The 23,080-nt window shown below is 66.9% G+C and carries 17 protein-coding genes, 1 tRNA gene and 1 pseudogene; 3 read left to right on the forward strand and 16 right to left on the reverse strand.

The genetic code is table 11. The annotated features are described in order from the left end of the window. Positions 1 to 37 precede the first annotated feature (37 nt). Positions 38 to 1,075, reverse strand: a complete 1,038-nt coding sequence (locus BM43_RS07980) for a tannase/feruloyl esterase family alpha/beta hydrolase (RefSeq protein WP_080742218.1) — start codon at positions 1,073 to 1,075, stop codon at positions 38 to 40. A gap of 46 nt (positions 1,076 to 1,121) precedes the next feature. Then, a pseudogene (locus tag BM43_RS07985) lies at positions 1,122 to 2,255 on the reverse strand (porin). A 305-nt stretch (positions 2,256 to 2,560) separates the two neighbouring features. Between BM43_RS07985 and BM43_RS07990 the strand changes: the two are divergent. Further along, on the forward strand, positions 2,561 to 3,499 hold the full coding sequence (locus tag BM43_RS07990; protein ID WP_036055939.1) for a LysR family transcriptional regulator: 939 nt from the start codon (positions 2,561 to 2,563) through the stop codon (positions 3,497 to 3,499). Between the two features lie 92 nt (positions 3,500 to 3,591). On the opposite strand, the gene benD is transcribed toward BM43_RS07990, so the two are convergent. The 12 genes from benD to BM43_RS08060 all read right to left on the reverse strand — a co-directional run bounded on the left by benD (position 3,592) and on the right by BM43_RS08060 (position 19,308). Next, on the reverse strand, positions 3,592 to 4,368 hold the full coding sequence (benD, locus tag BM43_RS07995; RefSeq protein ID WP_036055938.1) for a benzoate diol dehydrogenase BenD: 777 nt from the start codon (positions 4,366 to 4,368) through the stop codon (positions 3,592 to 3,594). Continuing rightward, a complete protein-coding gene (gene benC / locus BM43_RS08000) occupies positions 4,365 to 5,387 on the reverse strand; it encodes a benzoate 1,2-dioxygenase electron transfer component BenC (protein ID WP_036055937.1) in 1,023 nt (340 codons plus the stop codon). The genes benD and benC overlap by 4 nt, the downstream gene beginning before the upstream one ends. A 40-nt stretch (positions 5,388 to 5,427) precedes the next feature. Continuing rightward, positions 5,428 to 5,916 carry a benzoate 1,2-dioxygenase small subunit gene (gene benB, locus BM43_RS08005; protein WP_025099605.1) on the reverse strand — a complete coding sequence of 163 codons (489 nt, stop codon included), beginning with the start codon at positions 5,914 to 5,916 and terminating at the stop codon, positions 5,428 to 5,430. Further along, entirely contained in the window at positions 5,913 to 7,271 is a 1,359-nt protein-coding gene (locus tag BM43_RS08010) for a Rieske 2Fe-2S domain-containing protein (protein WP_036055936.1), read from the reverse strand. Before BM43_RS08010 ends, benB begins: the two co-directional genes overlap by 4 nt. A 924-nt stretch (positions 7,272 to 8,195) precedes the next feature. Further along, positions 8,196 to 8,291, reverse strand: a tRNA-Sec gene (locus BM43_RS08020). 23 nt (positions 8,292 to 8,314) lie between these two features. Further along, on the reverse strand, positions 8,315 to 10,231 hold the full coding sequence (gene selB / locus BM43_RS08025; protein ID WP_036055935.1) for a selenocysteine-specific translation elongation factor: 1,917 nt from the start codon (positions 10,229 to 10,231) through the stop codon (positions 8,315 to 8,317). After that, positions 10,228 to 11,673: an L-seryl-tRNA(Sec) selenium transferase gene (gene selA, locus BM43_RS08030; RefSeq protein WP_036055934.1), complete on the reverse strand. Its 1,446-nt coding sequence runs from the start codon at positions 11,671 to 11,673 to the stop codon at positions 10,228 to 10,230. The genes selB and selA overlap by 4 nt, the downstream gene beginning before the upstream one ends. Positions 11,674 to 11,686: 13 nt before the next feature. Continuing rightward, positions 11,687 to 12,622, reverse strand: coding sequence for a formate dehydrogenase accessory protein FdhE (gene fdhE, locus BM43_RS08035; RefSeq protein ID WP_036055933.1), 936 nt, complete (start codon positions 12,620 to 12,622; stop codon positions 11,687 to 11,689). 513 nt (positions 12,623 to 13,135) lie between these two features. After that, positions 13,136 to 13,780 carry a formate dehydrogenase subunit gamma gene (locus BM43_RS08040; RefSeq protein WP_036055932.1) on the reverse strand — a complete coding sequence of 215 codons (645 nt, stop codon included), beginning with the start codon at positions 13,778 to 13,780 and terminating at the stop codon, positions 13,136 to 13,138. Further along, positions 13,777 to 14,691 carry a formate dehydrogenase subunit beta gene (fdxH, locus tag BM43_RS08045; RefSeq protein ID WP_013690553.1) on the reverse strand — a complete coding sequence of 305 codons (915 nt, stop codon included), beginning with the start codon at positions 14,689 to 14,691 and terminating at the stop codon, positions 13,777 to 13,779. Before fdxH ends, BM43_RS08040 begins: the two co-directional genes overlap by 4 nt. 12 nt (positions 14,692 to 14,703) lie before the next feature. Then, the gene (gene fdnG / locus BM43_RS08050; protein ID WP_080941766.1) at positions 14,704 to 17,775 is read right to left on the reverse strand and encodes a formate dehydrogenase-N subunit alpha; all 3,072 of its coding nucleotides are present in this window, start codon (positions 17,773 to 17,775) and stop codon (positions 14,704 to 14,706) included. A 507-nt stretch (positions 17,776 to 18,282) separates the two neighbouring features. Next, positions 18,283 to 19,308, reverse strand: a complete 1,026-nt coding sequence (locus tag BM43_RS08060) for a succinylglutamate desuccinylase/aspartoacylase family protein (RefSeq protein WP_036055930.1) — start codon at positions 19,306 to 19,308, stop codon at positions 18,283 to 18,285. A 360-nt stretch (positions 19,309 to 19,668) separates the two neighbouring features. Here BM43_RS08060 and BM43_RS08065 point away from each other — a divergent pair, with 360 nt between their 5' ends. Next, complete coding sequence (locus BM43_RS08065) at positions 19,669 to 20,559, forward strand: YihY/virulence factor BrkB family protein (RefSeq protein ID WP_013690557.1); 891 nt, start codon at positions 19,669 to 19,671, stop codon at positions 20,557 to 20,559. Between the two features lie 63 nt (positions 20,560 to 20,622). Here BM43_RS08065 and BM43_RS40245 read toward each other — a convergent pair whose 3' ends face one another. Continuing rightward, positions 20,623 to 20,967, reverse strand: a complete 345-nt coding sequence (locus tag BM43_RS40245) for a hypothetical protein (RefSeq protein ID WP_144417637.1) — start codon at positions 20,965 to 20,967, stop codon at positions 20,623 to 20,625. Positions 20,968 to 20,972: 5 nt separating this feature from the next. On the opposite strand from BM43_RS40245, the gene BM43_RS08070 reads away from it, so the two are divergent. Continuing rightward, positions 20,973 to 22,124: a porin gene (locus BM43_RS08070; RefSeq protein ID WP_036055929.1), complete on the forward strand. Its 1,152-nt coding sequence runs from the start codon at positions 20,973 to 20,975 to the stop codon at positions 22,122 to 22,124. 321 nt (positions 22,125 to 22,445) lie between these two features. On the opposite strand, the gene BM43_RS08075 is transcribed toward BM43_RS08070, so the two are convergent. Then, entirely contained in the window at positions 22,446 to 22,889 is a 444-nt protein-coding gene (locus BM43_RS08075; RefSeq protein WP_036055928.1) for an HU family DNA-binding protein, read from the reverse strand. Positions 22,890 to 23,080 lie beyond the last annotated feature (191 nt).

Here is a 23,080-nt window from a genome sequence, read left to right on the forward strand (position 1 = left end):
GACCGGTCTGTCCAGGTGCAGGTCCGGCCGCCGTCACTCACTGGCAACTGTAATTCGCCGCATCCCGGATCGAACCCGTGCCCGTGTAGGTGGCCTTGGTCGGATACATGCAGATGGGTTGGCTGGCGCTGCCGTCCGCCGAGCTCAGATGAATGCTGGTCGGCGCCTTGCCGTTCTCGACCCAGTCGACCAGGTTCGCGTAGAGATCCTGACGGTCCGCCGCCGGCAGCGGCACCGTGCCGGCCGATTGCACCGGCCCCGCCGTGCCGGGAACGCCGCCGTAGCCGCTGCAATGCCCCATCCCCGGCACCAGGAACAGCCGGTCGAACTGCTGCACCGCCGCCACGCCGCCCATCCGGCTCGCCACCCGCTCGTAGTAGTTGATGCTGCCGGACGGCGTGATCAACTGATCGGCAAGGCCGTGGTAATGCAGCACCTTGGCGCCGGCCCGAACCAGCCCCGACAGATCGGGATCGTCGGTATTGATGTTGCCGAACGAGGCCTGCAGCGAGATGCCCTGGTCGTAGGCACGCGCGAGATCGGCATAGGCCAGGCTCTGCCACTTGTTCGCGCCATTGCCGCTGGCATTGATGAAGTTGGCTCCCGCATAGGTCGGATCCTGCAACTCCAGCGCCACCATGTCGGTCGAGATGCTGAACGGCGTCGCTCCGGCCAGTGCACCGGTTTCGGTGCCGCGCATCATGCCGAACCACAGCTGCTTGCCGGCCAGCGAGCTCGCCGTGCCCGTGTCGGCGGCCGGCGCCGGCACGGAACCGTCGCGCGTGATCCCATGCGTGGCAGCGCTCGCCAGCGCCGGGTCGAGTACCAGCGGGTCGCCGGCCTTGAACGCTTTCACGGCAATGACACGGGTGTTCGCATCCGGCGCGAACCGGGTCTTCATGCTGGCATCGCAAGCCAGCGCGGTTGCCGCTGGCGTGCCCGCAGCCGGGGCGGCGCTGCTCGGGCCGTCGTCGTGGCAGCCCGACAATGCCGCGGCGCCGATCGCCGATGCGGCAAGTGCGAGGCCGACGCGTCGCTCGACGCGACCACGGCCTGTCCTGTTCGTTGTTTTCATCTCCGCTCCTCCATCTTTTTTTGTCTGGTCGAAAGCTTCGTCATGCTCAGAACATGTGCCGCACGCCCGCCATCACGCCGAGCTGGCCTTGCCCCGGCGACGGCGTGGTGCCGCCGCCACCGGCACTGACGCTGAAGGCCGCGTGCGCGCTGTTGGCGAGGTAGGCACCCTGGAGATAGACGGCGGTCTGCTTCGACAGGAAGTAGGTGCCGCGCAGCACGCTCAGCGTCGCGCGCGCATCCTGGCCCGAGACGTCGACGCGATAGACGCCGCCATCCACCAGGAAGGCGGGCGTGACGTAGTAGTTGGCGGTGAGATAGAACAGGTTGGAGTGCAGGTTCGGGCCGCTCGATGCGCCGGTATCGACCCAGCGGCCGATCCAGCCGCCGCCGATCCTGATGCCATAGACGCTCAGATAGCCATTGAGCTGGGCGCGATCGTCCCGGTCCCCGTTGGCGCCCAGCGATACCGGCTTGACGCCATCAAAGAAACTGGCGGCCGCGTTGGTGCCGCCGCGCTGCGCCTCGTAGGACGCAGCCGCGCCGAAGCCGTTCGCATCGTACTTGAGCATCGCCGACCAGAGCCGGCATTAGGTCGCATCGCCGGGCACCTGCCCCGCGCAGGTACCCTGGCCCGGCGAGTTGCCGGTGCCGGCCGAATCCCTTCCGAACGAATACATCGCGCCGAGCGTCAGCCCGCCGAACTTGCCGCGCCAGGCCACCGAATTGTCGGCGCGGCCGTTCGGGATATAGGCATCGAGCGAGGGCAGCCCATAGATGTTCGGGCCGAGCAGGTCCGCGTCGAGCACCGCGAGATAGGTCATGGTGTACTGGCGGCCGAAGGACAGCGTGCCGTAGGGACTGTCGATGCCCACCCAGCTCTGGCGGCCGAACAGGCGACCGCCCTGCCCGAGCGTGCCGTTGCCGACGTTGATGCCGCTCTCGAGCGCGAACACGGCCTTGTAGCCGCTGCCGAGATCCTCCGAACCTCGCAGCCCCCAGCGCGAGGGCAGCTCGCCAGTGATCGCCGGCATTCGGACCACGCCCTTGCCGGCCGGATTGGCATGCGATACATATTCGACGCCCGTATCGAGGATGCCGTACAAGGTCACGCTGCCCTGCGCGAAACCGCTGGTCGCGAAGCCGAGCAAGGCGCCGCCCACGAGATACCGAAATCTCATACTGTCTCCAAACTTTTATAGGGATTTTCCGATTTTCTTGGTATGACTAAGGAATCGTTCTCAATCGGATGGCGTCGATACTAGCGAGGCCATTTCCGAGGGTCCAACACCGATTGGGTATCGGTTGATATCTCTCGGGTATATAGGTCCTCGCGGGGCGCATGAAACGCCGTGCCGCCAGAAAAGCACCGCCTGCAAGCCACGGCTACAGTAGAATGCGGATCACCCCACATCGGGCTCGACTGCCGCCAGGCAAGGCAAGCGGCTCAGGCTTCGCCCAACTCACTCTTCGACGGCAAGGAAACATGGAGCTACGCCATCTCCGCTATTTCATTGCGGTCGCCGAGGAACGGAGCTTCACGCGCGCGGCGCAACGCCTGCATATCGCGCAGCCGCCGCTGAGCCGGCAGATCCAGCAACTGGAACAGATCCTCGGCGTGCAGTTGTTCGAGCGCAATTCGCGCCCGCTCAAACTCACGGAAACGGGCGGCTTCTTCTATCAGCACGCGGTGCAGCTTCTCGCGCAGACGGTCGAGCTCGAATCGATGACGCGCCGCGTCGGCAAGATCGAACGAAGCCTGTCGGTCGGCTTCGTCGGCTCGACGCTTTACGGCATGCTGCCGAAGGTGATACGCCGCTATCGCCAGCGTTATGCGGAGGTCGAGCTGAGCCTGCACGAGATGTCGACGATGGACCAGGTCAAGGCCCTGAAGGAAGGCGCGATCGATGTCGGCTTCGGCCGTATCCGCCTCAACGACCCGAGCATCCGCCGCGTGGTGCTGCGCGAGGAGCGCATGATCGCGGCGCTGCCGGTGGGCCATCGGCTGTGCGAGGCAAAGCCGCTGCTGTCACTGCACGACCTGCTCAACGAAACCCTGATCATCTTCCCGAAGGCGCCGCGCCCGAGTTACGCGGACCAGGTGCTGACCGCCTTCCACGATCGCGCGCTCAAGCCCACGCGCGTGCTGGAGACGCGCGAGCTGCAGGTCGCGCTCGGCCTGGTGGCCGCCGGCGAAGGCGTGTCGATCGTACCGCGCAGTGTCTATGGCCTGAAGCGCGACGACGTCGAATACAAGGACCTGGACGATGCGAAGCTGGTATCGCCGATCATCATGAGCATGCGCATGCTGGAGGAATCCGAGGATCTCGAGCGCATGCTGCGCCTGATCTACGAGCTGTACGACGAGGAAGGCATGGATTACCTGCCGCCGACGGAACGCGGCGAACCAGGCTCGCCAGGCTGAACGGCAACGACGAATGCGCGGCGGTCTTTCGACGCCGCGTGCCCTGCCGCTCAGACCCGGTCGTTCAATCCCCGACGCTCAGCCCCCGCCGTTCAACCCGTATCGCCGCCCGCCACCGGCAGCACCGTGCCGGTGATGTAGCTGGCCTCGTCGCAGGCGAGGAACAGGATCGGCGCGATCTGCTCGTCGAGGCTGCCGTAGCGCTTGAAGAAGGTGGAATCGGTCACCTGCCGGACCGCCTCGCCCATCCAGGCCCGCTCCTGCTCGGTGTCGCCGGCGGCATTGCGAGGCACCCGTCTCGGCGGCGCGTCGGTGCCGCCCGGCGCGGTGGCGACCACGCGGATCCCGTGTTCGGCATACTCCATCGCCAGCGACTGGGTCAGCGCGTTGACGCCGCCCTTGGCGGCCGAATAGGGCACGCGTCGAATGCCGCGCGTGGCGTTCGACGAGAGATTGACGATGGTGCCGCCGCCGCGCGCGAGCAGATGCGGCAGCACCGCGTGACAGGCGTACAGCGTCGGCATCAGCGAGCGGCGGATCTCGGCGTCGATCTGCGCCGGCTCGAACTCGGCGAACGGCCGCATGCGGATCGCGCCGCCCACCCCGTTGATCAGGATATCGATGCCGCCGAAGGCCTGCGCGGCGAAGGCCATCGCCGCGTGGGCACCTTCATGGGTTTCCAGGTCCGCGACGAAGCCGGCCGCCTGATCGCGCGGCGCCTGCGCGGCCACCTCGGCCACGAACTCGGCGCGATCGACCAGCAGCACCTTTGCGCCCTCGGCCGCCGCGCGCAAGGCCACGCCTCGCCCGATCCCCTGCGCCGCCCCGGTGACGACGATCACCTTGCCGGAGAACCGTGCCATGCTCATGCCGCCTTCGCGTTGGAATTGGGGGTGAATTTCTCGTAGTGGAAGCTGCGCGGCTTCACACCCGTCTCGTCGAAATACCGGCGCACCGCGTCGACCATCGGCGGCGGCCCGCACAGATAGACGTCGACCTCGCCGTCGTTCAGCGCATCGGCGGGGATATGCTGCGTCACCCAGCCCTTGCGCGGATGCGTCGAAGCCGCATCGGTCACCACGGTCGCGAAGCTGAAGTTGGGCAGCCGTGCCGCGTAGGCCTCGATCGCCTCGACCCGGACCAGGTCGAGATCGCGCGTGACGCCGTAGATCAGGTGCACCCGCTGCGTCGACGCGCTGCGCGCCAGCACCTCCAGCATCGACAGGAAAGGCGCGAGGCCGGTGCCGCCCGCGAGGAACAGCAGCGGCCGCCGCAACTCGCGCAGGTAGAAGCTGCCGAGCGGCCCGTGCATCCGGAGCGTGTCGCCGGGCCGGGCCGCCTCAAGCCAGCGGCTCATCACGCCGCCGGGGATCTTCTTGATCAGGAACGCGAGCCGCGTATCGCCGGGCGCCGAGGAAAACGAATAAGCGCGATGCTGCCCGCTGCCGGGCACCTCGATGTTGACGTACTGGCCCGGCAGGAACACGGGCGCCGACGCATCGGCCTCGAGTTCGAGCACGATGGCCGCGTCCTCGTGCGGCTCCACCTTGCTCACGGTCGCGGCGAAACCGCCTTGCCCCGTCTTGCACACTTGCGACGAGGCCGGCACCGCGATCACGCAATCGCTTTGCGGCACCATCTGGCAGGTCAGCACCAGCCCCTGGTCCTTTTCGTCCTCGCTCAACGCATCCTCGATGTAGTCGTCGCCGAGTTCGTAGCTGCCGCTTTCCGCGCGGCACTTGCAGGTACCGCACACGCCGTCGGAGCAGTCCATCGGCAGGTTGATCCTGGCGCGGAAAGCGGCGTCGAGCACCTTCTCTCCCGCCTTGCATTCGATGAAGCGGGTCACCCCGTCCTCGAAATTCAATGCGATCCGGTAGTCGGACATGGCCTCTCCTCCTCTTCCCTCGTCGGCGGTGCGACGCGTATCAAACGTGGTAGACATCGAGCACCTGCCGGATATAGTCGTTCTTCAGCACGATCTTCTTCGACGAGATCAGCAGCGCGTCGCCGACCCGGCGCAGCGTGACGAACAGCGTGCCGAAGAATTGATCGGTCTCGCGATAACGATGGCTCAGCGTCAGGAAATTGCAGCGCAGGTCCACCTCGTCCTCGCGCTCGGCCAGCACCTCGACATTGGCGAGGTTGTGGCTGGTGCGCGGCTCGGGCGTGGACGCGCCGCTGCGCTCGGTCTTGATGCGGAACACGCGATCCTCGAGGCCGCCGCGATCGGCGTAGTACATCAGCGAGATCTGGCTCAGCGGGTCCTCGGTGGGCCGGTCGTCGTCGTCCCAGGCCGGCATCCAGTAGGTGACGTCGTCGGTATAGCAGGCGAGCCATTCGTCCCATCGACGATCGTCGAGCAGGCGTGCCTCGCGATACAGCGCGGCGCAGATGGCGTGATGGTCGAAGCTCATGCCCGCACCTCGCCGCGTTCCTGCTCCAGCGCCTCGCGCATCACCTCCACCCAATACTCGTGCTGGCACACGAACAGGCCCTCGTCCTCGCTGCGCGCGCCCGAGATGCGCGGCTTCAGGCCCATGCGCGCCGCGTTCTCGTCGGGGCCGTCGACCCACAGCGGCGCGCCGCGCGACAGGTCGTTCCACATCGCCGTGATGCCGGCATAACCCGACTGGCAGGCGCGGAATTCCTCCAGGTCGTCCGCGGTGCCCATGCCCGAGACGTTGAAGAAATCCTCGTACTGGCGGATGCGCGTGGTGCGATCGGCCTGGCTCTCGCCCTTCGGCGCGAAGCAGAAGATGCTGACCTCGGTGCGGTCCACGTCGAGCGGGCGCACCACGCGGATCTGCGTGCTGAACTGGTCCATCAGGAACACGTTCGGGTAGACGCACAGGTTGCGCGTCTGGTTGACGATGAAGTCGGCGCGAGCCTCGCCCACGCGCGCCTCGATCTCCTCGCGATGCTGGTAGACGGGGCGCACTTCCGGATTCATGGTCTGCGTCCAGAGCAGGATGTGGCCATGCTCGAAGCCATACACGCCGGCCACCGACTTGCTCCAGCCGTTCGCATCGACGGCCTTGGTGCCGTCCTCCTTGCGCCGGCCCATGGTCGCGGCGTAGTTCCAGTGCACGGTGCTGACGTGGTAGCCGTCGCAGCCGTTCTCCATCTGCATCTTCCAGTTGCCTTCGTAGATGTAGGAGGAATTGCCGCGCAGCACCTCCAGGCCGTTCGGCGCCTGGTCGACGATCTGGTCGATGATCACGCGCGCCTCGCCGAGGTAGTCCTCCAGCGGCGCGACATCGGCAGCGAGGCTGCCGAACAGGAAACCGCGGTAGTTCTGGAAACGCGCGACGCGCTTCAGGTCGTGCGAGCCCTGGGTGTTGAACTGCACGGGATACTTGGTGGTCTTCTCGTCCTTCACCTTCAGCAGCTTGCCGGTGTTCGAGAAGGTCCAGCCATGGAACGGGCAGGTGAAGCTGCCCTTGTTGCCGTGCTTGCGCCGGCACAGCATTGCGCCCTTGTGCGCGCAGGCATTGATCACGGCATGCAGCTCGCCGCTCTTGTCGCGCGTGATCACGATCGGCTGGCGGCCGATCCAGGTGGTGTAGTAGTCGTTGTTCTCCGGCACCTGGCTTTCGTGCGCCAGGTACACCCAGTTGCCCTCGAAGATGTGCTTCATCTCCAGTTCGAACAGGGCCGGGTTGGTGAAGATATCGCGGCGGCAGCGGAACACGCCGGCCTGGCGGTCGTCCTGCACCGCGGTGGACAGCAGTTGATCCAGCTCGCTGGTGTCGAATGTCTTGACGGTCATGGGGGTGTCTCCACGTGTATTGGGGAATGACGGCCTCGATGCCTGAAGCAGGCGATCGGAGGTGCTTCGTCAATCCGTCATGGAGCGGATTTATAGCGCTCGGCGCAAACCAGCGTCCAATACTTTTGAGCGCCCGTTTTTATACTTTTCAGGTATGAGACACGATCGATTTTCGTGGAATTTCGCCTTCATCCATACCTTTCACAATCACTCATCGCCCGCGAAAGCCTTGCTGGAAGGCACCGGCGAAGGCCGGTGCATGGGACGGGCGCGTGTTGTGGAAAGGCCATCGCCAAGCTCGCGACGAGCGAAAAAAACGGCTGCCCGGCAGCGGCGTGGAGGGTTTTCCCCGATGCTTCGGACAGGCCGATCACTCGATCGCGCCGTGCATGGCTCGGCAGCCGCCCGCGCCGCGCCGGCTTCCCGATAGGCAAACGAGAAATTCGGACAGGGCCGATTGTCCGAATCGCCCCATATCGATTAAAAGCTTTCTTGGCGTGGCACTGATACGGAGTACAAAGCAAAAAGCACCTGCCATTGTGAACGCATGATGGACGGACTCGGCGCCCGCATGTTCAACAGAAAGCGAGGCCCGATATGAATGCCAGGGAATACATCAGGATCCGAACCGTGATTCCGCGGTTCGCGCTCGCATGCGCGGCCGCCTTGCTGTTGGCGGGATGCGACGCATCGAAGTCTGCGTTGTTCGCGACAACGGCTTTCGATCGAGGCGACGCGCCGTCGGCTGGCAGCCAGCCCGGGCGAGCCACCTCCCATCACAATTACACCAGCGTCGAGGACTGAGAAAAAGCGACTGGATTGAATCCGCCCACACCTTCGGCGGAGTGAGACTTCACCGACAAAGCAGCCTATCGGCAACTCCGACGATGGCCGAGCGTTTGACGATGAATGGGCCTTGCTAGATGGCGGAAGGCAGCCGGAGTCGAACCGACCCGGGAACGATTGACGTCCCCAACCGGGTTTGAAGCCCGGCCGCACCACCGGATGCGAATGCCTTCCGCGATGAAGAAACGCCGCCGCGCCTAGCCCTGCTGCAGATCCTGCCCGGGGCCGTCGATGCGCAACAGATGGCGGTCGCGATGGAAGCGAGTATACCCAACGCGGTCGAAGAATTCGAGGATCTGGATCGCACGCTTGCGACCCAGCCCGCTCGCGTCGCGAAAGGTCGCCGCGTCGAGCGAGCCGCCATGGCGGGCCGCCACCTCGGCGATCAGCCGCGCCAGCTCGGCCACCACCTCGCGGTGATAGAAAAGATCACGCACCACCTGGTGCAGCTCGCCGCGTCGCGCGAGCTTGCGCAGCAGCGTGCGCACCGCCTCCTCCTGGCTGCCGGTGGCCGTCGCCAGGTCGCGCACCCAGGGCGGGTCGTAGCGCCCCGCCGCGATCAGCGGCAGCAGCCGTCGAGCCTGCGCCTCGTCGGCCGGATCGAGGTTCGCCGTGTGCGCGGGCAGGCGTACCCACTGGCCGTCGCGCACCACGCTGCCCTGGTTCGCCATCTCGTCGATCAGCGCGCGCCACAGGGCCTCGTCGGCCAGCGGCAAGGCGATGCGCCGCAGGCGGCCCAGCTCCGGGCCCGGCTCGTCCGGCGAACGCTGGTGGAACTGCGCCAATGCTTCCAGCACACGAGCGCGCAACGCTTCGCGATGGCGCGGCGCGATCGCGCGCGGGCCCGCGCCGCCCGGCACCACCGCCGCGCCCGGCGGCAGCGGCAGCGCTTCGGCCGGCAGCCCGGTCAGATGCATCAAGGTGGCCAGCGGCACGCCGAGCGGCGCCTCGTCGAGCAAGGCATCGAGCCGGCCCTGGTCGAGCCATGCGGCGATCGCGTCGAGCCAGGCGCGGCGCGCCGCCGAGCGGCGCTTGTGCGCCGGGCCGAACGGATCGAGCACTCGGCCGCCGCCGACGGTACGCGTCGCCTGCGCGTTACGCACGATGAAGCGATCGCCCGGCATCGCGAACATCGGTTCGTCGAACACCAGTTGCGCGCGTGCCGATTGGCCGGCGGCGATCGTCTCGCCGTCGATCGGCACCACATGCGCCACCTGGTGCTGGGTGCCGAGATGCACGTGCAGCGGCGCCCAATGCGCGAGCGTGAGGTCCGCATCGGGCAGCAGGCGCAATTCGACGTCGATGCGCGGCGAGGTGCTGGCCAGCCGCGCGTCGACGATCGCATCGCCCCGCGAGAGCGCCGCCTTGTCGATGCCGGCCAGGTTGAGCGCGCAGCGCTCGCCGGCATGGCCGGTCTCGGCGGGCCGGTTCTGCGCATGCAGGCCGCGCACGCGCACGGTTTCGCCGCCGCGGGCCACGCGCAGGCTGTCGCCCGCCTGCACGCGGCCCGCGAAGGCCGTGCCGGTCACCACCGTGCCCTGCCCGGCCAGCGTGAACACGCGATCGACGGCGAGCCGGAACAGGCCATCGTCGCGTCGCGCGCGCCATTGCGCGGCCAGCTCGCGCAGCGCGGCGCCGAGCGCGGCCACGCCGGGGTCGTCGGCCAGCGTGGCGCGCGTCTCGAAGATCGGCGCGCCGGCCAGCGCGGTGGCGCCCAGCCAGGCGCGGATCTCGGCGGACACCTCGGCGATGCGCGCCGCGTCGACGCGATCGCACTTGGTGAGCGCGACGATGCCGTGCCTGACGCCGAGCAGTTCGAGGATCGCGAGGTGTTCGCGGGTTTGCGGCATCACGCCGTCGTCGGCGGCGATCACCAGCAGCGCCACGTCGATCCCGCAGGCGCCGGCCGCCATGGTGTGCACCAGCCGCTCGTGGCCGGGCACGTCGATCATGCCGAGCACCTCGCCGTTCTCGAGCGGCGTGTAGGCGTAACCGAGCTCGATCGAGATGCCGCGCGCCTTCTCCTCCTTCAGGCGATCGGTATCGACGCCCGTGAGCGCACGCACCAGGGTGGTCTTGCCATGATCGATATGGCCGGCGGTACCGACGATCACGAGCGCGCGTCCCGCGTCGCGGCCGCCTCGCAGAGCGCGAGCAGCTCGGCCTCGTCGGCGGCTTCCAGGCAGCGCAGGTCGAGCCGCAGCGCATCATCGGCGATGCGTCCCACCACCGGGCGCGTCCAGCCGCGCAGGCGGGTCTCGAGCTGGCCCAGCGCGCGCCCGCCGCGCTTGCCGGAAGCCACTCTCACCACCAGCCCGTGGCTGGGCAGCACGTCCACCGGTAGCGCGCCGCTGCCGATCTGGCTGAACATCGGCTCGGCGCTGACCGTGTAGGCCTCGCCGATCGCGCGCTGGAAGGCCGGCAGCACGCGCTCGGCGGCCGCCGCGATCTCGGCGTGCGAGCGCGTGAGCAGGCGCAGCGTGGTCAGCCGCTCGCGCAGGAACTCGGGCGAGCGATAGAGACGCAGCACCGGCTCCAGCGCGGCGAGCGTGAGCTTGCCCACGCGCAGCGCGCGCTTGAGCGGATGCTTCTTGATCTTCGCCACCAGCTCGCGCGAGCCGACGATCAGGCCCGCCTGCGGGCCGCCGAGCAGCTTGTCGCCGCTGAAGGTGACCAGGTCGGCGCCGGCGGCGATGGTCTCGCGCACGGTCGGCTCGCGCGGCAGGCCCCATTGCGCGAGATCGACCAGGGTGCCGCTGCCGAGATCGACGGCCACCGGCACGCCGCGCTCGCGGCCGAGCGGCGCGAGTTCCTCGATCGTGACTTCCTTGGTGAAGCCGCTGATCGCGTAATTGCTGCAATGCACCTTCATCAGCAGCGCGGTGCGCGCGCCGATCGCCTCGGCGTAGTCGCGCGCATGCGTGCGATTGGTGGTGCCGACCTCGCGCAGGCGCGCGCCGGCGCGGCTCATGATGTCGGGAATCCGGAACGCGCCGCCGATCTCGACCAGCTCGCCGCGCGAGACCACCACCTCCTTGCGCGCGGCCAGCGCCGACAGGCTCAGCAGCACGGCGGCCGCGTTGTTGTTGACCACGGTGGCCGCCTCGGCGCCGGTCAGCTCGCAGATCAGCCCGTCGATCAGGTCGTCGCGATCGCCGCGCCGGCCGGTTTCCAGGTCGAACTCGAGGTTCATCGGCCGCGCCAGCGCGGCCGTCACGGCCTGCACCGCCTCGTCGGGCAGCAGCGCCCGGCCGAGGTTGGTATGCAGCACCGTGCCGGTCAGGTTGAACACCGCCTTCATCTCGCCGGCGTCGGCCGCGGCGAGCCGCGCGGCCACCTCGGCGGCGACGCCGGCCTCGTCGGGCGTCACGGCGCCCGACGGATCGCGCCGCGCCGCCTCGCGCCAGGCGTCGAGCGCGGCGCGCACGGCCGCCAGCACGCGCGTGCGGCCGTGCGAATCGACCAGCGAGCGCAGCGGCGCGGACGACACCAGCCGCTCGACCGAGGGCACGCGCGCCAGCAGGGCGTTCAGTTCATTGAGGCCGGTATCGCTCAAGGACGGGCTCCGTTCACGATGCGTCGGAGGAAGGCAGCTCGGGCCACAGCAAGGGGTTCGGCGAACTGCGCCGGTAGCCGGCCTCGTTCATCAGCAGGTCGAGCGTGAGGCTGGCCAGGTCGTCGGCGAGCGGCTCGAAGGCGTAATCCTTCTCCTGGTAGCCGATCTTGCGGTAGGTATGGCATTCGTCGCAGGACTCGGCCTTGATCGCCTCGCTGCCGCCCTCGATGCCGTGATAGGCGATGCCCTTGGTCGAATCGCAGTTCGAGCACTTGGTGCGGACCATGTGCCATTCGCTGCTGCACAGCGAGCACTGCAGGAAGCGATAACCCTGCTGCGCGCCGACGCGGATCACGCTGGCCACCGGATGCGAGCCGCACACCGGGCACAGGCCCGGCTGGTCCAGGTAGGGCACCTCGGCGGGCTGCACGCGCGAGGCGAGATCGGTCCACACCACCTGCAGCGCGGCCGCGATGAACGGCGCCGAGGCGGGCTCGACCTCCTCCACCCGCAGCGCGACGATCGCGTCGGCCTGGGCGTCGAGTTGGGCGGGCGTCTTCAGGCGAAGCTGGTCGATCAGCTTGGCCAGCGGCGGCGTGACCAGCCCGGCATGCTCGATGCTGTCGAGCAGGCGCTGCAGCACGTCCTGCCACAGCGGATCGCGCGGACCCGACATGGCCGGCACGATCGGCATCGAATGCATCTGCGCGTGGCGCACGGCCTCGGGCGTGGGCGGGGTGGCCTCGAGCGTGCCGAGCACGGCATGCTGGGCGTCGGCCAGCGTCGCCATCAGGCGCAGATAGCCGGAAATCGGATTGAGGTCGGCCAGCTTGCGCAGCCGCGCGGCGCGCTCGGCGAACACGCTGGCGCGTTCGGGAAGCCGGAAGCGGGGAATCGCCGAATGATCGAGGGCCGCGATGTCGTTCGGGTCGAGGATGCGTTGTGTCACGTGGGTCACCTAATACTGTCTGGCCGGCGCCGCGATACGGGCGCCGGATGTTTCGCCGCGATCGGCCTTTCGCGGGACGCGGCAGCCGCCGCGGATTCTCATGCCGATCGGGTGGGGTTGCCGGCTCGGGCGCCGGTCGTGTCGGCAGGCGGCAGGCGAAGCACCGCGGTGAAGAATAGCAGCTTCCGGGTGCGCTTCGCCAACGCCCGCGCGCGAATCGGATTCGATTACCCGGCTTGCGCCGCGCAATCGAAATGGATTCGTACCGAGCCGGGTGGAAATCGGCCGATGCGCGCGATCGTGGACGGCGGATGCGCCGCGAAAGGCGGGCTGGATCCGCGGGCTGGATCGCGCCGGATCGCGCGATGCCCTCGCCTACCGCCCGCCTTCGTTTCGACCGTTTCGATCGTTTCGCGCGCTGGACCGGGGCCGAAACGACGAAGGCGATCCGGTCACCGAATCGCCTTCGCGCCTGCTTCCGGGGCCAGGCATCGACCCCGGTGTGCCCTTGCCTCAATGCGGCCGTCCCGACTCCTTCACCGCCTGCCGGAACCACTTCGGATGATGCTTGCGGGCCCAGCCGAGCGTGACGGTGCCGCGCACCATCGCGCCGATCGAGCCCTTCACCCACAGCGCCGCGTAGATGTGGACGATGATGCTGGCGATCAGCACGAAGGCGGCCACCGCATGCGCCACCGCCGCGAGGCGAATCACCTCGATCGGGAAGTACAGCGAGAAATACCGCCGCCAGATCACGATGCCCGAGAGCAGCAGCACCAGCAGGCAGGCCACCAGCGTGAAGAACAGCAGCTTCTGGCCGGCGTTGTAGCGGCCGACCGGCGGCAGGTTCTCCTCGCGGTTGTTCAGCACATCGTCCATCTGCCGCAGCCACTGGCGATCGTCCGCGTCGATCAGGTTGTGGTGCCAGTAGCGCAGCACCATGATCGCGAAGGACACGAACATCACCACGCCGACGAAGGGATGCAGGATCCGCGTCCATTGCCCGCCGCCGAACAGCGCGGTGAGCCAGAACATCGACGGATGGAACAGCGCGAGCCCCGACAGCGCGAGCAGCACGAACGAGATCGCGGTGATCCAGTGATTCGAGCGCTCGTTCGCCGAGTAGCGCACGATCAGGTTCGGATCTTCATGGCTCATTTCACGTCCTCCTTGATCCGGCGTGCTTCCTCGCGGGCGGCGGTTTCATCCTCCTCCGTCACCTCGTTCGGGCCGATGCGCGTGTAGTGGAAGAACCCGGCCAGCGCGGTCAGCGCGAGGCCGGCCACCGCCAGCGGCTTGGCGATGCCCTTCCACAGCTTCACGAACGGGCTGATCGACGGGTTGTCGGGCAGGCCGTGGTAGAGCGAGGGCTTGTCGGCGTGATGCAGCACGTACATCACGTGGGTGCCGCCCACGCCCTGCGGATCGTACAGCCCCGCGTTGGCGAACCCGCGCTCCTTGAGGTCGACCACGCGATCGGCGGCCTGCTGCTTCATGTCCTCCTTGGTGCCGAACATGATCGCGCCGGTCGGGCAGGTCTTCACGCAGGCCGGCTCCTGCCCGACCGCGACGCGGTCCGAGCAGAGCGTGCACTTGTAGGCGCGATGGTCGGTCTTCGAGATCCGCGGGATGTTGAACGGGCAGCCGGTCACGCAATAGCCGCAACCGATGCAGTTCTCCTCGTGGAAATCGACGATGCCGTTGTTGTACTGCACGATCGCGCCCGGCGAGGGACAGGCCTTCAGGCAGCCCGGATCCTCGCAGTGCATGCAGCCGTCCTTGCGGATCAGCCACTCGAGGTCGCCGGCCGGGTTCTCGTATTCGGTGAACCGCATCACCGTCCAGGAATGCTCGGTGAGGTCGGCCGGATTGTCGTAGACGCCGACGTTGGTGCCGATTTCGTCGCGCAGGTCGTTCCACTCCATGCACGCCGTCTGACACGCCTTGCAGCCGATGCACTTGGACACGTCGATCAGCTTGGCGACGGTCCCCGTGACCGGGTCGCGCGCGGTCGGCGGCGGCGTGGTGGTGGCGGACACCCGTTTGATGTCCAGCGATTGCAATGCCATCTCGGGTTCCCCTTATGCCTTTTCCACTTTCACCAGGAACGACTTGAATTCCGGTGTCTGCGAGTTGCCGTCGCCCACGGACGGAGTCAGGGTATTGGCGAGATAACCGGGCTTGGTGAGCCCCTTGAAACCCCAGTGCAGCGGAATGCCGACCGTCTGCACCTTGCGGCCGTCCACCGTGAGCGGCTTGATCCGCTTGGTCACGAGCGCCACCGCCACGATGTAGCCGCGGTTCGACGAGACCTTGACCATGTCGCCGTGCACCACGCCCACTTCCTTGGCCAGGTCCTCGCTGATCTCCACGAACTGCTGCGGCTGCACGATCGAGTTCAGTCGCGCGTGCTTGGTCCAGTAGTGGAAATGCTCGGTCAGGCGATAGGTGGTGGCCGTGTGCGGGAACTTGTCCGGCGTGCCGAACGCGGCCCGGTCGTCCGGGAACACGCGCGCGGCCGGGTTGTTCAGCGCGCGCGGGTTGCCGGGGTGGAACGGGTTCGCGGCCAGCGGCGTCTCGAACGGCTCGTAGTGCTCGGGGAACGGGCCTTCGTTCATGCCGTCGCGGGCGAAGAAACGCGCCACGCCCTCGGGATTCATGATGAAGGGCCCCATGCCGTTCTCGGGCGGTTCGTCGACCTTGTAGTCGGGCACGTCGTAACCGGCCCAGGCGCGGCCGTTCCAGCCGATCAGCTTGCGGGTCGGGTCGAAGGGCTTGCCCGCCGTGTCGCAGGAAGCGCGGTTGTAGAGGATCCGCCGGTTGGCGGGCCAGGCCCAGGCCCAGCCGAGCGTCTGGCCGATGCCGGTCGGGTCGGCATTGTCGCGCCGCGCCATCTGGTTGCCGGCCGCCGTCCAGGCGCCGCAGAAGATCCAGCAGCCGCTCGAGGTCGAGCCGTCGTCCTTCAACTGCGCGAAGCCGGCCAGTTGCTCGCCGCGCTTGACCAGCACCTTGGTCGGATCCTTCGGGTCGGTCAGGTCGGCCAGCGCGCGTCCGTTGAACTCCATCGCGAGTTCCTCGGGCGTCGGGCTTTCCGGGTTCGCGTACGGCCAGGTCAGGTTGACGATCGGATCGGGATACTTGCCGCCGTCCTTCTTGTAGGCCTCGCGCATGCGCAGGAACAGCCCCGACATGATCTCCAGGTCGCTGCGCGCCTCGCCCGGCGCGTCCGCGCCCTTCCAGTGCCACTGCAGCACGCGCCCGGAATTCACCAGCGAGCCGCGTTCCTCGGCGAAGCAGGTGGTCGGCAGGCGGAACACCTCGGTCTTGACCGCCGCGGGGTCGACCACGTTGTAGTCGTCGTGCGGCTTCCAGAACTCGGAGGTCTCGGTGGCCAGCGGATCCATGATCACCAGCCACTTCAGCTTGGCCAGCGCGGCCGCGGTCTTGGCCTTGGACGGCGCCGCCGCCAGCGGGTTGAAGCCCTGGCAAATATAGCCGTTCATCTTGCCCTGGGCCATCAGCTCGATGGTCTGCAGCAGGTCGTAGGGCTTGTCGAGCTTGGGCAGGTAGTCGTAGCCGAAGTTGTTCTCGGCGGTGGCCGAATCGCCCCACCACGACTTCATGAAGCTGACGAAGAAGGCGCGGTAGTTCTTCCAGTAGCTGAGCTGGTTCGGCCGCAGCGGCTGGCTGGCGCGCTTCTTGATGTAGCCCTCGTAGTCCTGCTCGGCCTGCGACGGCAGCGTCATGTAGCCCGGCAGCAGGTTCGACATCAGGCCCAGGTCGGTCAGCCCCTGGATGTTCGAGTGTCCGCGCAGCGCGTTCATGCCGCCGCCGGCGATGCCGATGTTGCCGAGCAGCAGTTGCACCATCGCGCCGGTGCGGATCATCTGCGCGCCCACCGAGTGGTGCGTCCAGCCCAGCGCGTAGAGGATCGTGCCGGCGCGCCCGGGCACCGCCGTGGTGGCGAGCATCTCGCACACCTTGAGGAACTTGTCCTTGGGCGTGCCGCAGATACGCTCCACCATCTCGGGCGTGTAGCGCGAGTAATGCTGCTTCATCAACTGGTAGACGCAGCGCGGATGCGCGAGCGTCGCGTCGACCTTCACGAAGCCGTCGTCGCCGCGTTCGTAGTCCCAGGTCGACTTGTCCGGATAGGCGTGCTTGTCGGGGTTGTAGCCCGAGAAGATGCCGTCGTTGAAGGCGTAATCCTCACGGACGATGAAGGGGAAATCCGTGTAGTTCTTGACGTACTCGTGCTGGATCTTGTCGTTCGTCAGCAGGTAGTTGATCACCCCGCCGAGGAAGGCGATGTCCGTGCCGGTACGAATCGGCGCGTAATAATCCGCCACCGATGCCGTGCGTGTGAAGCGCGGGTCCACCACCACCAGTCGCGCCTTGCGGTGCGCCTTGGCTTCCGTGACCCACTTGAATCCGCAGGGATGTGCCTCTGCGGCATTGCCACCCATCACCAGGATGACGTCTGCGTTCTTGATGTCGACCCAATGGTTCGTCATCGCGCCGCGGCCAAACGTCGGGGCAAGACCTGCCACCGTCGGGCCGTGTCAGACACGTGCCTGGTTGTCGAACGCGAGCATCCCCAGACTGCGAACCGTCTTGTGGGTCAGGTAACCCACCTCGTTGCTGCCGGCCGAGGCGGCCAGCATGCCGGTGGTCAGCCAGCGGTTGACCTTTTGGCCGTCCGGCGTGGTCTCGACGAAGTTCGCGTCGCGGTCTTCCTTCATCAGCTTCGCGATACGGTCGAGCGCCGCTTCCCAGGAGATCGGCTCCCACTTGTCGGAGCCGGGCGCGCGGTATTCGGGCTGCGTGAGCCGGCTCGGGCTGTGGATGAAGTCGATCAGGCTCGCGCCCTTCGGGCACAGCGTGCCGCGATTGACCGGGTGGTCGGGGTCGCCTTCGATGTGGATGATGCTCGACTTGGCGTTTTTCGCGCCGTCACCGAGGGAATACATGAGGATCCCGCAGCCCACCGAGCAATACGGGCAGGTGTTGCGGGTTTCGACAGTACGCGCCAGCTTGTATTGGCGGACCTCCGCGAGTGCTTCGGCGGGCGAGAATCCCAACAGGGCGAGACTCGATCCGGCGAGCGTGGAGGCCGTCACCTTCATGAACTGGCGCCGGGACATGTGGAGCATGATGGTCTCGGCTGTGATGTACGGGGAACAATCTTTTTGTGACGACATTGTCGCGCGACGATTTTACGCTGATTAATCCGCCCCCGGATATCGGACAAATCAACGTTGCGCATTTTGTTTATAGGAAATGAAATTGCCGATGGGTAGTGGGGCGGGTCCGGATTTTCACGTCGCGGGGGGACTTCCGGCGCGGAACTGCTCGATGAGAATCCTCGACCGGCAAGGGATTTCGTCACGCCCAGAAAGTCTCGTTGTATTTTTTAATATATAGCGATTCGATATCCGTCCTTCGATCGCGCCGCTCGAGTCGATTCGAAATCTCCGGGCAAGAAAATCATCGGAATGCGAATTGTTCGCATAAAGAATCGAGCTCTCGCTATATTCAAATAAACATAGCGATTCGTGTCGGGCGATTCCGTAAATCGATTGGAACGCGAGCAAGCAAGAGCGGCGGGCGCACGTCCGAGCGCGCGCCCGCCGAGGGGGGAAATCAGGAAGAAGAGCCGCTCAGCTCGCGTCGCGCGGTTCGGCGAGCTGGAACAGGCAATCGCCGCGGCGCACCTGCGCGGGCACGCGGCGGCAGACCACCTCGCCGGCAGCCTCGAAGCAATGGACCACCGGCTCGCGCAGCGGCGTGTCGGGGAAGTGGATGCGCGCGGCCGGCTGGCCCTCGCGCACGACATCGCCCAGCTCGACCAGGGGCTCGAATACGCCGTGCTCGTAGGCATAGACGAAGTGCCGGGGCCCGCTGGTGCGCATGAAGCGCGTCACCGCCGGCGGGCCGTCCGGCACCAGCGGCCCGCGCAGCACGCCGAGGAAGCCGAGGAAGTTCAGCAGGCCCTGCCAGCCCTGGCGCAGCAGCGCCGCGTCGGTCATGCCGGCACCGCCCAGCTCGGTCAGGATCGAGATCGCGCCCTGGCGCCGTGCCGCCGACGAGGCATAACTGGGATTCGGCGCGTTGAGGTAGGCGCGCGGCAGGCCGAAGGCGCTCAGCAGGGCCTTCACGTGCTGCTCCTCCTCGGCGTCGCGCGGCTCCAGCGCGATCAGGTTGCCGCCGTGATAGATCAGCGAACTGCCGCCCGAATGCAGGTCGACCAGGTAATCGGCGCGCGCCAGCAAGGCATGTTCGATGTAGTCGGCGATGATCTGGGTGGGCGTGCCGGCCGGGTCGCCGGGGAAGCTGCGGTTGAGGTTGCCGTCGTCGAGCGGCGAGGTGCGCAGCCCCGCCTCCGCCGCCGGGAAATTCGCCATCGGCAGCACGATCACCTGCCCGCGCACCTGCTCGGCCGGCAGTTCGCGGATCAAGCGCGAACTGAGCACCTGGCCTTCGTATTCGTCGCCGTGATTGCCCGACATCACCAGCACCACCGGCCCCTCGCCATTGCGGATCGAGGCGATCGGCACCGGCAGCCAGCCATAGGCGGAGCGGTGCACCGAATGCGGCAGGCGCAGGTAGCCCGCATGCTTGCCTTCGGCATCGAGGTCGATTTCACACTGGATCGGGTTCGGTCGTCGGGGGGATACGTCGGTCATGATCGGGTGGAGAAGCTCGGAAACGATAGTCGCAGCTTACCGGCATTCGCGCCGCTCCGGGGCGCGAGCCGCCCCCGCTCGGGACCGCGCGAGCCCGCCGGCGCGGGCACGGCGCTTGCGGTGGCCGAGGGAAGCTTGCAGCCGGCTTCGCGCCTGCCTTGCGTATCGATGGCGAGATCGGCCTCGCGTGGTGCCCGGCTCGCGCCGGACTCGCGCCCGCCCGCCAAGGCCGGCGACGACGCCCGACGCGGCCGCCGTCGCCCCCTCGCCCGGACGATCGACTAAACTTTTCGGGACAGAATGCGTCGGACCGCCAAACCATCAACAGAATGCGCGCTCGCCGCGCCCGCGCTCGACACCATGAAGCCCTTGCTCTCGCAACCACCCGAAAAGCTCGTCAAGACCAATGTCAACTGGGCGCTCGACGCGTTCCGGCGCTTCTCCGCCGACCACTGCACCACCATGGCGGCCAGCATCGCCTTCTACTCCGCCTTCTCGCTCGCGCCGATGCTGGTGATGGTGATCGCCGTGGCCGGCTGGTTCTTCGGCGCCGATGCCGCGCGCGGCGAGGTGTTCAACCAGGTCCACAGCCTGATCGGCAACGACGCCGCGGCCGGCGTGCAGACCATCGTCGAGAACGCGCACCGTCGCGACAGCAATGGCGGCGCCGCGGCGGCGATTTCCTTCGTGATGCTCGCGATCGGCGCCTCGGCCACCTTCTCCTCGCTGAACACCGCGCTCGGCATGGTCTGGCCGAGCCAGGAAAAACGCTGGTCCTCGGTGTTCGGCCTGGTGCGGGTGCGGCTGATCTCGTTCGGGCTGGTGCTCGGCGTGGCCTTCCTGCTGATCGTGTCCCTGCTGCTCGACACCGCGATCACCTTCATCGGCCGCTGGTTGTGGGGCGCCACGCCCTTCGTGCTGGTCGGCAACCTGCTGCAGTTCACCGCCGGCATCGCGATCCTCGCCTGCGCCTTCGCGGCCCTGCTGAAGTTCCTGCCCGACGCGCACGTCACGCGCCGCGACGCGCTGACCGGCGGCATCGTCTCGGCCGTGCTGTTCTCGGCCGGCAAGAAGCTGTTCGCGCTGTACCTCGCGCACGCGGGCACCGCCAGCGCATTCGGCGCGGCCGGCTCGCTGGCGGTGCTGCTGATGTGGCTGTACTTCTCGGCGGCCGTGCTGCTGCTCGGCGCGGAATTCGCCGCCGCGCGCGGCGACGCGCGACGCGCACGCACGGACGCCGCGCACGAATAGGCAGAATCCCTGATTCGCCGGTGCCGCGCCCCCGCGCGGCCCGCTCCCGCCGCGTAATCGATTTCAGATCCCGCCCAAAACTGGCGCGCCGCTGACATTCCCGCCAGCCTGGCCAGCCCGCCGAGCGCAAAAGCGCACGCGCAAACGTTCAACCGCCTCGATTCCTGCATCGAAACCGCCCGATTCCTGACGGGATCCGGCATGGCCCTCATTTCCCACAACAATCACGAAGGGATGCCGGAAATTGACTCCCGCATTGGAAATAATTTCATAGGCTATTGATCTAAAAGGAATTTTTATCGTTGTGACGTTTTGGAGACACTTTATTTTTTTGGGTTTCTTGCGAGATACGCACTGCGCTATTCTCCAATCCGCAACAAATAACGAATCACTTTGCGTGGAGAACACTACCTATGAAAAAACTCGCTCTGTCTACCCTCTCGCTGGCTCTCCTCGGTGCCGCAGGCGCAGCGCACGCTCAATCGAGCGTCACGCTGTACGGCGTGATCGACACGGCGATCACCTACGTGCACGGCAACAACGGCACGGGTAACAACGCCTGGCAGATGAACAGCGGCAACCTGCAAGGTAGCCGTTGGGGCCTGAAGGGCGCGGAAGATCTGGGCGGTGGCCTGAAGGCGATCTTCCAATTGGAAAACGGCTTCAACTCCAATGACGGCACGCTCGGCCAAGGCAAGCGCATGTTCGGTCGCCAAGCCTACGTCGGCCTGCAAAGCGACAAGTACGGCACGCTGACGCTGGGCCGCCAGTACGACCCGCTGGTCGACATGGTCCAGGCCGTCACGGCCGACAACTACTTCGGCAGCGTGTTCGCCACGCCGGGCGACGTCGACAACAACGACAACAGCCTGCGCGTCAACAACGCCATCAAGTACACCTCGCCGGTGTTCGCGGGCCTGCAGTTCGAAGGCTTCTACGCACTGGGCGGTGTTGCCGGCTCGAACGGCTCGGGCCAGACCTGGTCGGCCGCACTGGCCTACAACAACGGCCCGATCGGCATTGCTGGCGGCTACTTCTACGCCTCGAACCTGTACGGCGCCGCGCGCGGCACGAACTGGGGCGGCACCTCGGACGCGATCTTCGACGGCCCGATCAACAGCGGCTACACCAACGCGAAGTCGATCGGCATCGGCCAGGTTGCCGGCCAGTACACGTTCGGCCCGTTCACGGCCGGCCTGGGCTACAGCAACGCGCAATACAAGCGTGACGCGTTCTCGTCGTTCGGCCAGACCGAGAAGTTCAACACCGGTCGCGCCTTCGCCACGTACCAGGCTACCCCGGCCCTGCTGCTCGGCCTCGGCTACTCGTACACCAAGGCGAGCGGCGACACGGACGCCAAGTATCACCAGGCTTCGCTGGGCGCGGACTACTCGCTGTCCAAGCGTACCGACGTCTACCTGGTCGGCGCGTACCAGCACGCGAGCGGCACGCAACGCCTCGCGAACGGCACGACGCAAGCCGCCCAGGCTTCGATCGGTTCGTACGGCATCGCCGGCACGAGCTCGCAGGAACTGGTCGCGCTGGGTCTGCGCCACAAGTTCTAAGCGAAGCTGTCGCCACGGCGATCGACGGTGCCTGCGGGCGCCGTTCGATGCCGAGCGATCGAACCAGCCCGAGGCTTCGCGCCGACGGCTGGTTTTTTTTCGTCCTGCCGTTCCGGCACGGGGCTGTCTGCCCTGGCGGCGGCGAGCCCCCGGCGCCCTGTCGGATCGATCGCCGCCGGCACGCTTCGCGCGGCCCGAGCCACTTGTCCCACGACCTCCACGCCGCGCGCGGATAAAAAAATCCCCGCGCGCTCTTCGCACACGGGGATCTTTTTGGGCTGCCTCGACGTTCCGGAACGACCCGGGCGTCCTGCAATTCCCTTATGCTGCTGCGTCCTTCAGCTTCTTCAGCGCACGTGCCTTGACGCGCACGCTCGCCGGCTTGGCCGGGAACCAGCGCTCTTCGCCCGTGAACGGATCCTTGCCGAAGCGCTTCTTCTTCGCTGCCACGGCTTGGGCCGAGATCTTCAGCAGACCCGGCAGCGTGAACTCGCCCGCACCCTTCTTGTGGATCGAACCGAGGATCACGTTTTCCAGCGTCGCGAGCACGGTCTTGACCGTCTTCAGCTCGACTTCAGCGCGCTCGGCGATGTGCGTCGCCAGCGATGCCTTGGTGAAGCTGTCCTTGATCGGCGTCGGAGCGGCCGGCACCTTCGCGGCAGCCTTCTTGGCCACTACTTTCTTCGCGGGCGCTGCAGGTTTGGCAGCCACTTTCTTGGCCGGTGCGGCAGCCTTCTTGGCCACCTTTTTTGCGGAAGTCGCCATGTTTCTCCTACCAGGTGTGGTCGTTGGATTCGAAGCACACGACGTGCATGCTTCAAGGCCGGATTCTACAAGCGGCGCGACGCTTCGTGCAGCACTTTTATGCGGAATCTGCGGGTTTTCGGCAGGTTTTGTTGCTCGCCGCTGACTGGCTAGCCCGATGGCGGCCCGGTCGACTCGCGAAACCAGGGCGG

Source organism: Burkholderia gladioli (assembly GCF_000959725.1).
Taxonomy (GTDB): Bacteria; Pseudomonadota; Gammaproteobacteria; order Burkholderiales; family Burkholderiaceae; genus Burkholderia; species Burkholderia gladioli.